Origin of the sequence: Streptomyces sp. Ru73 (assembly GCF_002920575.1) — a bacterium.
In the GTDB taxonomy this organism is placed as follows: domain Bacteria; phylum Actinomycetota; class Actinomycetes; order Streptomycetales; family Streptomycetaceae; genus Streptomyces.
Genome location: NZ_PQSQ01000063.1, coordinates 36,639 through 48,744, shown reverse-complemented (window position 1 = coordinate 48,744; position 12,106 = coordinate 36,639). Strand labels below are relative to the sequence as shown.

Below are 12,106 nucleotides of genomic sequence, written 5' to 3'. Positions count from 1 at the left end.
CCGCGTGACCGAAGCCGACGGGAGCCCAAGCCGAGGCACCGACTCAGGGCGGCGGTCGAGTTGGCCTGCCGCCACCGCTCCGGACGGCGCCGGCCCGACGGGAAAGGCTAGCGAGGTGCCGCGAGTACGTCCCGGAGTACGTCCGCGAGCGTGACGCAGGCCAGTTCGCGCCGCAGGGTCTCCTCGATGCCCTCGTAGATGCCCTGCATCGCCGGCTGGATGCCGTAACCCACCACGCATCCCTGGTCCGGAGTGGTGCGGTGCATCGCGAACAGCGGGCCGGATTCCACTGCCTCGTACACGTCGAGCAGGGTGATCGACTCCAGGTCGCGCGCCAGCGACCAGCCCGCGCCCACGCCCCGCCGGGACTCCACGAGGCCGGCCCTGCGCAGCTCGCCGAGCAGCCGTCTGATCACCACGGGGTTGGTGTTCGCGCTGGTCGCGATCTGCTCGGAGGTGGCGACCTCGTGGCCCTGGCGCTGGTAGAGCCCGATCCAGGCCAGCGCGTGAGCGGCAATGGTCAACCTGCTGTTGGCGCTCATGAGTCCTCCTCTCGGCCGCAACTCTTCATGTTACGACGACGCAGTCGTAACAGCGAAGGTTGCGACAGCCCGTCGTAACAATTAACGTTGCGACTGCCGGGAAGGGATCAGTCAACGAGGTGAGAAGAATGAGCAAGCCACTCACGGGCAAGGTCGCCCTGGTCACCGGGGGGTCGCGGGGGCTGGGGGCCGCGACCGTACGACTGCTGGCCGAGCAGGGCGCGGACATCGCCTTCACCTATGTCAGCTCCGAGAAGCAGGCACAGGCCGTCGTCGACGAGGTGCGCGGCAAGGGAGGGAAGGCCGTCGCCTACCGGTCCGACCAGGCGGACACGAGCCGGGCGCCGGCGCTGATCGACGACGTGGTCGCGCACTTCGGCGGCCTGGACATCCTCGTCAACAACGCGGCGATCTCGGTGGAGCAGGGCCGTACGGTGGACGACCCGGACGCCGACACCGCCGCCCTGGACCGGATGCACGCCACCAACTACCTCGGCGTGATCGCCGTCATCCGGGCCGCCGCCCGCGTGCTGCGCGAGGGAGGCCGCATCATCACGGTCAGCTCCGGCCTGGGCTCACGGGTCGGTGCCCCGGGCCTCGCCGACTACGCGGCGACAAAGTCGGGGATCGAGCGGTACACCATGGGAGTCGCCCGGGACCTCGGGCCCCGGAACATCACGGCCAACGTCGTGGAGGCCGGCCTGATGGAGGGCGGCATGGAGGGGCCGGGCCCCGAAATCCTCAAGGCCCTGGTCGGCTCGCTGTCCCTGCAACGCATGGGCCGCCCCGAGGAAATCGCCGCGGCGATCGCCTTCCTGGCGAGCCCCGCCGCGTCGTATGTCACGGGCGCGGTGCTGGACGCCCACGGTGGCTACAACGCCTGAACCGGAACCCCTGCCACGCGCCCTGAAGGACCTCCCCCCTCCGGGGCGCGGTCACAGGCTTGGCCGTCCGGTGACACGCTCAGCGGAACCACCACCAGTACCGCCCGTGTCACCGACGCCGGACCGCGCCGCTTACGGCCGCTGCCTCGGTCATTCCTTATCTCCAACGCACAACGGGGCCGTTTGGCGGTTTGGCGCGGTGGATTTGGCTGCCTGCCTTCAGGGGGTTCCCGTCGGTCTCGGACGTAAAATCCCTCGCCCGGCACGCGGCGTGTGAGCCGGGTGGTGATGTGCACGTGCCGGACCAGGACTTCCACCCCCCTTCGACGTTGTGCATGCGTGGAGCTGCGGGGGCCCGGCGAGGTGACCGCCGGGCCCCGCCGGCTTCAGCTCGCTGCGCTGTTCAGCGCCGCGAGGACCGCGCCGTATGCCTCCTTCTTCTGGTAGTTGCTGTTGAAGGGCAGCGGGGTTTCCTGGGCGCGCCAGGAGTACTTGTCGGTGACGCCCCACACGGTGATGCCGTTGCACCGGGCGATGGCCACGCATGCCTGGGTGACCTGCCGGTACACATTGGCCTGTGCCGCACCGGAGCCGCCGACGTCGAGTTCGGTGATCTGCACGTGGACGCCGAGGTCGGCGAAGCGTTGGAGGTTCTGCCGGTAGGTGCTGAGATCAGAATTCGAGGAGAGGTGGCTCTGGAAGCCGACGCAGTCCAGCGGTACGCCACGGGCGCGGAAGTCCTTGACCATCCGGTAGATGGCGTCGCTCTTGGCGTTGATGCCGTCGGTGCCGTAGTCGTTGTAGCAGAGCTTGGCCTTGGGGTCGGCTGCTTTCGCGGCGCGGAAGGCGTCCTCGATCCAGCCGTTGCCGAGCTGCTGCTGGAGGTTGGACTGGCGGCGGCTGCCGTCCCATTCGAACGCCTCGTTGACCACGTCCCAGGAGTCGATCCTGCCCTTGTAGTGGCCGGCGACCCCCGCTATGTGGTTCCGCATCGCCTGGCGCAGGTTGTCGCCGGTCAGCCCCTGTACCCAGCCGGGCTGCTGGGAATGCCAGACCAGGGCGTGGCCGCGGACGAACTTGCCGTGCTGCTGGGCATAGGCGACGAGCTGGTCGCCTCCGCTGAAGTTGAACTGCCCCCGGCTGGGCTCGGTGGCGTCCCATTTCATCGCGTTCTCGGCGACCACGCTGGAGAACTCCCGGTTGAGGGTGGACTCGTAGTCGGTCTCACCGAGGTGCGGGGCGACCGCGGCGCCGAAGTACCGGCCGTGCTGGGCGGCCGCGCCGCCGAGGGTGTCGGCGGCCTGGGCGGTGGGCGAGAACGCCAGGACGGCCGCTGCCGTCAGGGCGCCGGTCGCCGCGACGGTGAGCACCGGCCGGGCGCGGCGCGGGGTGTGTCGCGGGGTGTGTCGTGAGGCGCGTCGCGATGTGCGGCATCTGGGGGATCTGTCGGTCATTGCGAGTCCCTCTCTTATGGGGGGGTGCAGTTCTTATGGGGGGGCAGTGCAGGACCTGGACTTGTACGGCCGTCGGCCGCCGGCCGTCAGGTCAGAGCGGATTCCCAGCGGGTTCCGTCGCCGGTGGCGTCGGCGGGTAGCCGGTCGCGGGCGGCGGTGTCGCCGTACAGGCGCCAGCGGAACCAGTCCACGAGGGTGTTCCGGGTCCGGTCGAAGGTGGGGAACCCCGGGTTCAGGTACGCGGCGTGGTCCGCGCCGACGTGCGTGAGGAACGCCTTGGGCGCACGCAGTTCCGCGTACGCCCGTCGGGCCAGGGCGTAGTCGCAGGTCGGGTCCCTGTCGCCGTGGATGAACAGCACGCCTGCACGGACCGAGGCGGCGGGGTCGCCCATGTCCACACAGGCGACCGGGACGGCGGCGGCGATGCGGTCGTCGGGCCATGCAGTCACCAGGCCGTGGGTGGTCATGCCGCCCATGGAGTGCCCGGAGACGCCGACGCCGGCCGCGGTGTCGATGCGCCCGGCGAAGGGGCCGCCCGTGGCGTCGTTGAGCGCCAGGGTCCGGGTGATGACCTCGGAGACGTCCTTCGACCATTCGCCTCCGTAGACGGAGCCGAGGTTGGTGTTGTCGGAGAACGAGGGAGCGGGGCAGATGAAGCCGGCGGCGGCTATCGCACGGGTCTGCGAGGCGTAGGAGTCGGAGTTGCCGCCCATGCCGTGGCTCCACTCGGCGACGGGGAACACACCGTCGGCGAGAGGTGCGTCGGGGACGGGGGCGCCGCCGGGAGTGCCGGGGGCGGGGTAGAAGACCTTGGTGAACAGTGAGCGGGCACCTCGGCTCCAGTGGAACTGGCGTACTCCGACGGCGAACTCCCGGGCGGGCGCCGCTGGTTCGGCACTGTGGGCACGGTGCAGTCCGGAGTCGAGCAAGGGGGTGCTCAGGCCGGCTGTCGCGGCCGCTGACAGGCCGAGAAAGGTGCGTCGTCTCAACGACATGCGTGACTCCTCGTGGGGGGTGAGGGGGTCTCAGCAGGCGGAGCCGGTTTGTGTGGCCAGGCCGAGCCGGTAGGGCAACTGCGAGTACTCGCCACTGGAGTTGGGGTCCCTGCCCTGGTAGAGGAGCCGGAGGCGGCACGGCTCGACGGTCATGGTCTGATCGTTGGTGGAGCGGATCAGCTCGCCATGGCTGATGTCCTTCGTCCAGGCGCCGCCCGGGAAGGTGACGTTGGTGGAGCGGGCGAAGGGATTGGCTTCGGTGGCGGCGAGGGGCTGCCACGTGCCGGTCAGGCCCTTGGCGGTGTAGGAGCGGTAGTAGCGGTTGCCGTCGGAACCGATGGCCTCCCACATCAGCAGGTAGGTGTCGGTGCCCTTGACGCGGTAGACCGCGCCCCCTTCGAACAGGGCGAAACGGGAGTCCTGGAGCACGATCCGGGTGTTTCCGAAGCCATTGGGGAAGTTGGCGACGGTGGTCTCGGACCGGTACACGTGGCCGTTGTCGTCCGCGGAGAACAGGTAGCACTTCGCGTCGTCGCAGATCACGTAGAAGTCGAGCCAGTTGCCGTTGCCGATGTTCTGCCGGACGACATCGGGCATGCTGTTCATCAGGTTCTTCGGCGCCGACCAGCTGGTCGGGTCGTTGATGTTCTTGGTGGTGGAGTACGACGGCAGCCCGGTCTGGTAGACGAGGTACCACTCGCCCTTCGGGGCGAAGTAGAAGGCGTGCGGGGCGGCGCGGTAGCCGGGGCCGATGGCGGAGGCGGTCTCCAGGTGGGTCTGCTTCGCGCCGGCGGCCTGAGACCAGTCGTCGAAGCTGGTCTCGGCCAGGCTCCAGTCACCGGAGCCGCGCGCAGCGGTGGTCATGAAGACGTGCCATCTGCCGTTCCTGTCCTGGACCACCGACGGGTCCTTGACGGCGACGGAGTTGCTGCCGTCCGGTTGCGGTGAGATCAGCGGCCCCGTGGAGGACCACCGAAAGCTGTTCGGCAGGCCCTGCTGGAGGGCGCCCGCCGGTGTCGCTCCCTCGGCGGGCACGGCGAAGAACGCCGTGAACAGGGCGATGAGCAGGGCCACATAGGCGCGGCGGCGACGGGGGTGAAGACGATGCGGTAAGAGCATGGGCAACTCCTGGCGACTCGACCGATGGCCCCGCCTCACGAGGTCTGGTGCGCCCGGCTGCACGAGGAGCGGGGCTGCGAGTGGGGTGGAGCCTCACCGGATCAGGAAATGGGGGGTGGTGCGCATGCGGTGGAGCGGGCGGATTCAGTGCCCGCTGTACAGCTCAGGCTGGTCTTGTCCGACGCATGGCCGATATACCGAACAACAGCCGGGCCTCCGGACGTAGGAATGATGAGGCGCTTGACGGTGCTCGGTCAATGCTCTGCCCCGCAAAAGTTTCTGTCCCCGCTGCGCGAAAGTTTCGACACCTGCGATGAGCGGGCGACCGAGAGGGAGCCAGGGCGCACCTGGGCCGCACGGACACCCTCGCGCTCCGTTCGCCGGCGGGACCGCACTCAGCTCTGCGCCGGGGCCGTGCGCTGGCGGACCACGAGTTCCATGGCGATCTCCAGGCCGAACTGCGGAACCCACTCCCCGAGGCCGCGCGCGAAAGCCAACTCGACGACGGCCGCCGCCATGTCGCACGACGGCTGCCGCACCGTCGTCAGCGGCGGATCGGCCCGGACCGCGACCAGCGTGTCGCCGAAGCCGACCCGGGACCGGTTCAGGCGGTGCCGATGCCCGCAGGATCGGTCGGCGTGCTCCGCCCGGCCAGGGAGGCCAGGTGGTCCAGGAGTGCGTGGGCGCCCCGGACGGCGAGAGCCACGGACGTCAGGGTGGGGTTGCAGGCGGTGGCGGTCGGGATGACGTTGTTGCCGGCGATCCACAGTCCGCGGGTGTTCCAGACGCGGCTGTGACTGTCGCAGACGCTGGTGCCGTCGTCGGCGGGGCCCATGCGCGTGGTGCCCTGGTAGTGCAGTGAGCTGCCCGCGGGCAGCAGCAGGGGGCTGTCGTCGAGGGGGATGCCGACAGCGGCTCCCGCTTCGGCCACGGCCTTCTTGGCCTGTTCGATGGTGGCCAGGTCGCGGTCGCTGTAGCGGTAGTGGATGCGCATGGCGGGCAGTCCGTAGGCGTCGGCCTCGGTGTCGGTGAACTCGATGCGGTCGTCGGGGGTGATGTCCTTGGCGCAGAACCAGCCCAGTCCGACGACGGTACCGGGCTCGACGTCGACGTCGCCGGCGAGCGGGACGGGGGAGGCATCGAGTTGCATCACCTGGCCGTGGAAGGGGTGCGCGTCGGTGTACGGCACCCAGCTGACGCCGCTCTGGGGGACGATGGCGCCGTCCTCGTCGCGGGTGCGGCCGGTCACGGCGCGGTGGGCGGCGACGACGTCATCGGGCAGCCGGACCGCGTAGACGATCTGCGGCTGGTCGTTGAGGTAGCGGCCCAGCGCGGGCGGGCGGATGCCGGAGGCGTACAGCAGCTGCGGCGTGCGCAGGGCGTCCGCGGCCACGACGACCGCCCGCGCGGCAACGGTCGTCTCCTCACCTGTGACCATGTCGCGCACGACGACCCCGGCGGCGGTGTCCCCGTCCATGACGACGCGCAGGCCCAGGCACCGGTCGGTGATCTCGACGCGCTCGTCCGCCACCGCCCCGCCCAGCACGACATCGGTGCCGCTCCAGATGTGGGCGCCGTCGGCGCGAGGGGTGACGGCCAGGGGCATGGGGCCCACGCGCCGGTGCGCGGGCCGGCCGGAGTCGATGAGCGCGGACAGTCGGCGGCGTACCTCGTCGGCGAAGGGGGCGTGGTCGAAGGCGTGGGCGTCGACGTGCAGGAGCTGCTCGGCGCGGGTGAGGTGGGCGTCCATCTCGGCGTCGGGGATGAAGCCGACACGTTCGCCGTCGCCGGGGCGGGGGCAGGCACCGGTCCAGTGCGCGCCCATGCCTCCCACGTTGGTCGAGAGGGCGGCGGCGGGCAGTCCGGGCGAGCCGAGCAGCCGGGTGCCGGGGCGGCCCGCCGGGCCGGGGCCCTCGGAGTCCCGCTGGGCGCGGGCCCGTTCGCCGGGGTCGGGGATGTTCTTGACGTGGGTGCCGGGCGGATCGGTCAGGCGCGGGCCGGCGTCGAGCAGCAGGATGCGCGCGGTGGGGTGCCGTTCGTACACCTCACGCACGTAGGTGCTGCCGGTGGGGCCACTGCCGACGACGACGAGGTCGTAGGCGGTTGCCGAAGGGAGGGACATGGAGGGCTCCGGGGTGAGAGGTCAGGCCACTACGAGAGGGCGGAGGGTGCGGTGGGCGATGGTCAGGCCCTGGCAGACCTTCTCCGGGGTGCCGCCCCACAGCGGGTCCTCGTGCTCGACGGAGAGGGTGCCGGTGAATCCGGCCTCGTACAGCCGGTCGACGACGCGGGTCCAGTCGATCTGGCCGCGGCCGGGGACCCGGTAGCGCCACCAGCCGGTGGCCCACGGGTCGCCGTTCTTGACGGTCGTGCCGAAGAACCCGTAGCGGTTGCGGGCGACCGGGTCCAGCTCGATGTCCTTGGCCTGGGCGTGGACGATCCGCTCGGCGTACGGCGTGATGGTGGCCAGCGGGTCGATGCCGAGCCACATCAGGTGCGACGGGTCCCAGTTGAGGTACGGGCCGAGGGAGAACATCCACTCCCACAGCTCAGGAGAGTAGGCGATGTTGCCCGGGTGACCGTCGGGGTGCCAGCCCTCCATCACGCAGTTCTCGATGATCAGCTTCACGTCGCGCTCGCCGGCGTAGGCGACGAGTTCGGGCAGGACGCGTTCGGCCTCGCGCTGGTTCTCGGACACGCTGCGGGCGGGGTCCCGGCCGATGAAGGTACCCACGTACGGCACGCCGAGCGCCTGCGCCGCGTCGATCGCGTACTTGAGGTGGGCACGGATCTCTTCGCGCCGTGCGAGGTCGGGGTGGAGGTTGTTCTCGTAGTACGCCAGAGCCGAGATCTCCAGCCCGGTCTCGCGCAGCAGCCGCCGTACGCGCTCGCGTTCCTTCGCATCGAAGTGCGCGACGTCGATGTGTGACGCTTCGAAGTCGCGGCCGCCGGTGCCGGGCCGGACGGCGACCTCCAGACGCTCGTAGCCGGTCTTGGCGGCCCGGTCGGCGACGAGCTCCAGCGGCCAGGTGGGCAGGCAGGCGGTGAGCATGCCGAGATTCATGAGGGGATCTCCGTCCAGGTGGCATCAGCGGCGGCCGAGTCGAGTACGGCCTGGGTCAGCCGGGCGGCGCGCAGCCCGGCGCCGAAGGTGGGCAGGCCGTCCGGGGCCCGGCCCCGGACGGCGGCGTAGGTGTCGGCGACGAAGTCGGCGAAGCACTCGTGGTAGCCCTGGGGACGTCCGGCGGGCAGCGCGTCGGGCCGGCCGCCGGCGCGAGCGGGGTCGCGGGTCAGCGTGCGGTTGGCGTGCGGGCCGCCGACCCAGAGGCTTTCGGGCCTCTCCTGGTCGAAGACGTAACTGGCGTCCGGACCGTCGAAGGAGAACCACAGCCGGTTCTTCCGTCCGGCGCTGGCCTGGCTGATCACCAGGGAGCCCAGTGCGCCGCCGTCGGTCCGGAAGGAGATCACGCCGCCGTCCTCGGTGGCCGACGGGCGTCCCGCGCGCACGGGGTGGGCGTTGCCGAGCATGGCCTGCACCGCCGTGATGCGCTGCCCCGTGACGAACTCCATGAGGTCGCACCAGTGGATGCCGATGTCTGCGAAGGCCCGGCTTCCGCCGCCCCGGGCGGCATCCACCCGCCAGTCGTCGGCGTCGGGCGAGGCGAGCCAGTCCTGCAGATAGGAGCCGTGCAGCAGCCACGGCCCGCGGGTGCCGGCGCCGATCAGCGACCGCGCCAGCCGTACCGACGCGTAGAAGCGGTAGACGAACGGCACCGTGGCCACGCGCCCCGTGCGCGCCGCGAGGTCGGCCAGGTCGGCCGCCTCCTTCACGGAGACGGCCGGGGGCTTCTCGCAGACCACGTGCTTGCCCGCCTCCAGTGCCTGCCGGGCCATGTCGTGGTGCAGGTGGTTGGGCGTGCAGATATGGACCACGTCCACGTCCGAGGCCAGCACTTCCTCGAAGGCGGCGACTTCCGCGCCGGGCACGGCCGCGGCCAGCTCCTGGGCGCGTCCAGGCGAGCTGCCGACGACCAGGCGTACGCGGCCTCTCGCCGCCGTCACGGCGCGGGCGTGCACGGATCCCATGAACCCCGTGCCCACGACCGCGGCCTGAATCTGCTGCGTCATGGCAGCCTCCGGCTTCTTCCGAACGAACGATCCGGGACACTATTGCACGCGGCATGCAAAAGTCGTCAAGGGTGTGCGCCGCCACGGCAGAAGTGCGGAATGATGGCCGCATGCCACGTCGTCCGCCCACCGCCATCGACCAGTACGAAGCCCTCTCCACCGTCGTGCGCCTGGTGCGCGGGAACCGGGCGCGCACCCGTCCGGAGCTCGGCACAACCGCCCTCCTGGGGCGCACCGTCATCTCCCAGCGGGTGGAGGAGGCCATGAACCTCGGACTGCTCGAGGACGCCGACGTCGGCCCGTCGAGCGGCGGCCGGGCGCCCAGGCGGCTGCGCTTCCGGGCCGAGGAGGGGCTCGTGCTGTCCGCGGTCCTCGGTGCCACCGCACTCGACGTGGCCGTCACGGACCTCGACGCCCGAGTGCTGGAACACCGCCACCGGGAATGGCCGGTCGCCCGCGGGCCCGAGGAGACCCTCGGCTTCCTCGACGACCAATTCGCCGACCTGCTCAAGGAGCGTGCCCCGGGGCGGCTGTGGGCCGTGGCGATCGGCGTGCCCGGCCCCGTGGAGTTCGCCACGGGCCGGCCCTCACAGCCGCCGATCATGCCCGGCTGGGACGGCTTCGACATCCGCGGCCGGCTCCAGGAGCGCCACGGCGTGCCGGTCTGGGTCGACAACGACGCCAACCTCCTCGCCCTCGGCGAGGCCAGGAGCACCGGCCTGGACGACGACCAGCATCTGATCTTCGTGAAGGCCGGCACCGGCATCGGCGCGGGCGTCGTCAGCCAGGGCCGCATCCACCGCGGCAGCAAGGGCGCCGCGGGCGACATCGGGCACGCCCGCGTCCTGGAGGACAACTCCGTGATGTGCCGGTGCGGACGTACCGGCTGCCTGGAGGCGCTCGCGGGCGGCTGGGCACTGGCCCGGGACGCGGTGAGCGCCGTGCACGAGGGCCGCAGCCGCTTCCTGGCCGACGCCCACCGCGCCACCGGAGAGATCACTCCGGCCGACATCGGCCGCGGCGTCGTCGCGGGGGACGCCTGGTGCCTGACCGCCGTGGCGCGGGCCGCCGAGCGCATCGGCAGCCTGATGGCCGCGCTCGTGAACTTCTACAACCCCGACTGCCTGGTCTTCGGCGGAGGTGCGGTCACCGGCGGGGACAGCACCTTCCTGCGCGTCGTCGACCACACGGTACGCAGCCGGGCCCTGCCCCTGGCCTCGGCGGACCTGACCATCCGGGCCTCGGCCGCGGGCGAGACCGCGGGCGTCGCGGGCGGGGCCCACCTCGCCGTCGAGACCCTCCTGTCCGCGGACGCGCTCGCCACCTGGGCGCCCGGCGGAAGGCCCTCCGCGGTGGAGCCGGCCCGCCTTGCCGGCGGGGCGTGAGACGCCGGCGAGCTGCTGCAGTATCCACGGGACGGCCGGGGCTGATACCCCGGCCGTTCGTCATCAGCACTGACTATGCCGTGCAGAGGGAGAACGAGAAACCATTGACTTATGTCTGTGGTGTGCATAAGTTCCGTCGGCAGCGAGCGGACTCGGGACGAGATCCGCCGCGGTCCCGGCAGCCGCCCGCAGTTCCCCCGCCTTCTGTGCGTCGCGGCGGCATGCCCTCTGCCTCCAGAAGGGACTCGACGATGAGTGCCGTGCCTTCTCCCGCCAGCGCCGTGCCCCCCACCTCCACCGCTCTGCTGCCCCCGCCGACCAGGGCCGCCCAGTTCGGCTACGGGCTCGGTGACCTGGCGTCCAACCTGACCTGGACCACGCTGACGGCGTTCCTGCTGTACTACTACACCGACGTCGCCGGGCTGGCTGCCGCCACCGCCGGCACCATCCTGCTGGTCGGCCGGATCGCGGACGCAGTCATCGACCCGGTGGTCGGCCTGGCCGTCGACCGCACGCGCAGCCGCTTCGGCCGCGCCCGCCCATACCTGATCTTCGCAGCGCCCGTCCTCGGCATCGCCCTCGCGCTGGCCTTCTCCTCACCCGGCAGCGGCACCACGGCGGTGGTCTGGGCGGCGGTCACCTTCGTCACCGTCGGCATCAGCCACTCGCTCGTCAACGTCCCCTACGGCGCGATGCTGCCCATGCTCACCGACGACGCCGACACCCGCCTGAAGATGAGCGGCTACCGGTTCGCCGGCGCCTCGCTGGGGCTGATCGCCGTCTCCCTCGCCGTCATGCCGCTCGTCGGCGCTCTCGGCGGCGCCGACCGGGCCCGTGGCTTCACCGGCATGGCTGTCGTCCTCGGCGCGGTCGGCACCCTGCTCTACTGGATCGTCGCCCTGCTGTGCCGCGAACGCCCCGTCGCACCGGTTGCCCGGGAGGCCACCACCTGGCGCGCACTCGCCTCGCTGCGCGGCAACCGTCACTGGCTGGGCGTGAGTGCCGCGTCCCTCATCGCATTCGTCCGCCTGGGCATCATCACCGCCGGCGCCGTCTTCTACGCCCGCGAGGTCCTCGACGACGGCTGGGCGACCAGCTACATCCTCCTCGCGTTCTCCCTGTCGGCCTTGACCGGCTCGCTCGTCACCCCCTGGTTCCTGCGCCGCACCGGCAAGCGCCGCGGCATCAACACCGGCCTGGCCGCCACCGCGGTCCTGTACGTCCTGCTCTTCTTCCTGGACGGACAGCCGATGGTGTTCCTCGCCGTCTTCCTGTTCGCCAACCTCATCGGCGGCTTCGGCTTCGTCGCGGCCCCGGCGCTCGTCTCGGACACGATCGACCACCACGAAACCCTCACCGGCCGCCGCGACGAGGGGCTGCTCTACGCCGGTTACAGCTTCGCCACCAAGGTCGGCACGGCGCTCGGCGGCTCCCTCTTCGCCTGGGCCCTGGCCTGGGGCGGATACCGCGCCGACCACGTCTCAGCGCAGGCGAGCCAGGCCATCGAGTGGGCCTTCATCGGACTTCCCGCCGCACTGTGCCTGGCCCAGGCGGCCTGCATGGCCCTCTACGGCCTGGAAGACCACAAGGACTGACCCC

At 71.2% G+C, this 12,106-nt stretch carries 11 protein-coding genes; 3 read left to right on the top strand and 8 right to left on the bottom strand.

Translation table 11 applies throughout. From position 1 onward, the window contains the following. Window positions 1-107 precede the first annotated feature (107 nt). Window positions 108-542: an Rrf2 family transcriptional regulator gene (locus C3486_RS24355; RefSeq protein WP_103834894.1), complete on the bottom strand. Its 435-nt coding sequence runs from the start codon at window positions 540-542 to the stop codon at window positions 108-110. Between the two features lie 128 nt (window positions 543-670). Between C3486_RS24355 and C3486_RS24350 the strand changes: the two genes are divergently transcribed. After that, a complete protein-coding gene (locus tag C3486_RS24350) occupies window positions 671-1,426 on the top strand; it encodes an SDR family NAD(P)-dependent oxidoreductase (RefSeq protein WP_103834893.1) in 756 nt (251 codons plus the stop codon). A 386-nt stretch (window positions 1,427-1,812) separates the two neighbouring features. Here the strand turns inward: C3486_RS24350 and C3486_RS24345 are convergent, their stop codons facing one another. From C3486_RS24345 to C3486_RS24320, 7 genes are all read right to left on the bottom strand, one after another. Further along, window positions 1,813-2,796, bottom strand: coding sequence for an endo-1,4-beta-xylanase (locus C3486_RS24345; RefSeq protein WP_258052972.1), 984 nt, complete (start codon window positions 2,794-2,796; stop codon window positions 1,813-1,815). Between the two features lie 170 nt (window positions 2,797-2,966). Then, window positions 2,967-3,875 (bottom strand): alpha/beta hydrolase, encoded by a 909-nt coding sequence (locus C3486_RS24340; RefSeq protein ID WP_103834891.1) that lies wholly within the window; start codon window positions 3,873-3,875, stop codon window positions 2,967-2,969. Between the two features lie 30 nt (window positions 3,876-3,905). Beyond that, window positions 3,906-4,994, bottom strand: coding sequence for a non-reducing end alpha-L-arabinofuranosidase family hydrolase (locus C3486_RS24335; protein ID WP_103834890.1), 1,089 nt, complete (start codon window positions 4,992-4,994; stop codon window positions 3,906-3,908). A 395-nt stretch (window positions 4,995-5,389) separates the two neighbouring features. Further along, the gene (locus C3486_RS37430; protein ID WP_181138672.1) at window positions 5,390-5,533 is read right to left on the bottom strand and encodes a hypothetical protein; all 144 of its coding nucleotides are present in this window, start codon (window positions 5,531-5,533) and stop codon (window positions 5,390-5,392) included. Between the two features lie 65 nt (window positions 5,534-5,598). Then, window positions 5,599-7,116, bottom strand: coding sequence for a GMC oxidoreductase (locus C3486_RS24330; protein ID WP_103834889.1), 1,518 nt, complete (start codon window positions 7,114-7,116; stop codon window positions 5,599-5,601). 21 nt (window positions 7,117-7,137) lie between these two features. After that, entirely contained in the window at window positions 7,138-8,058 is a 921-nt protein-coding gene (locus C3486_RS24325) for a sugar phosphate isomerase/epimerase (protein WP_103834888.1), read from the bottom strand. Further along, the gene (locus C3486_RS24320) at window positions 8,055-9,122 is read right to left on the bottom strand and encodes a Gfo/Idh/MocA family protein (protein ID WP_103834887.1); all 1,068 of its coding nucleotides are present in this window, start codon (window positions 9,120-9,122) and stop codon (window positions 8,055-8,057) included. The genes C3486_RS24325 and C3486_RS24320 overlap by 4 nt, the downstream gene beginning before the upstream one ends. Window positions 9,123-9,232: 110 nt before the next feature. Between C3486_RS24320 and C3486_RS24315 the strand changes: the two genes are divergently transcribed. Further along, window positions 9,233-10,507, top strand: coding sequence for an ROK family protein (locus C3486_RS24315; RefSeq protein ID WP_103834886.1), 1,275 nt, complete (start codon window positions 9,233-9,235; stop codon window positions 10,505-10,507). Window positions 10,508-10,767: 260 nt separating this feature from the next. Further along, window positions 10,768-12,102, top strand: a complete 1,335-nt coding sequence (locus C3486_RS24310; RefSeq protein ID WP_181138671.1) for an MFS transporter — start codon at window positions 10,768-10,770, stop codon at window positions 12,100-12,102. The last annotated feature ends 4 nt before the right edge of the window (window positions 12,103-12,106 follow it).

Excerpts from the sequence above, each read along its gene's own strand:
- C3486_RS24355 (WP_103834894.1), bottom strand. The coding sequence starts at position 542 with ATGAGCGCCAACAGCAGGTTGACCATTGCCGCTCACGCGCTGGCCTGG.
- C3486_RS24350 (WP_103834893.1), top strand. The coding sequence starts at position 671 with ATGAGCAAGCCACTCACGGGCAAGGTCGCCCTGGTCACCGGGGGGTCG.
- C3486_RS24340 (WP_103834891.1), bottom strand. The coding sequence starts at position 3,875 with ATGTCGTTGAGACGACGCACCTTTCTCGGCCTGTCAGCGGCCGCGACA.
- C3486_RS24335 (WP_103834890.1), bottom strand. The coding sequence starts at position 4,994 with ATGCTCTTACCGCATCGTCTTCACCCCCGTCGCCGCCGCGCCTATGTG.
- C3486_RS24330 (WP_103834889.1), bottom strand. The coding sequence starts at position 7,116 with ATGTCCCTCCCTTCGGCAACCGCCTACGACCTCGTCGTCGTCGGCAGT.
- C3486_RS24325 (WP_103834888.1), bottom strand. The coding sequence starts at position 8,058 with ATGAATCTCGGCATGCTCACCGCCTGCCTGCCCACCTGGCCGCTGGAG.
- C3486_RS24320 (WP_103834887.1), bottom strand. The coding sequence starts at position 9,122 with ATGACGCAGCAGATTCAGGCCGCGGTCGTGGGCACGGGGTTCATGGGA.
- C3486_RS24315 (WP_103834886.1), top strand. The coding sequence starts at position 9,233 with ATGCCACGTCGTCCGCCCACCGCCATCGACCAGTACGAAGCCCTCTCC.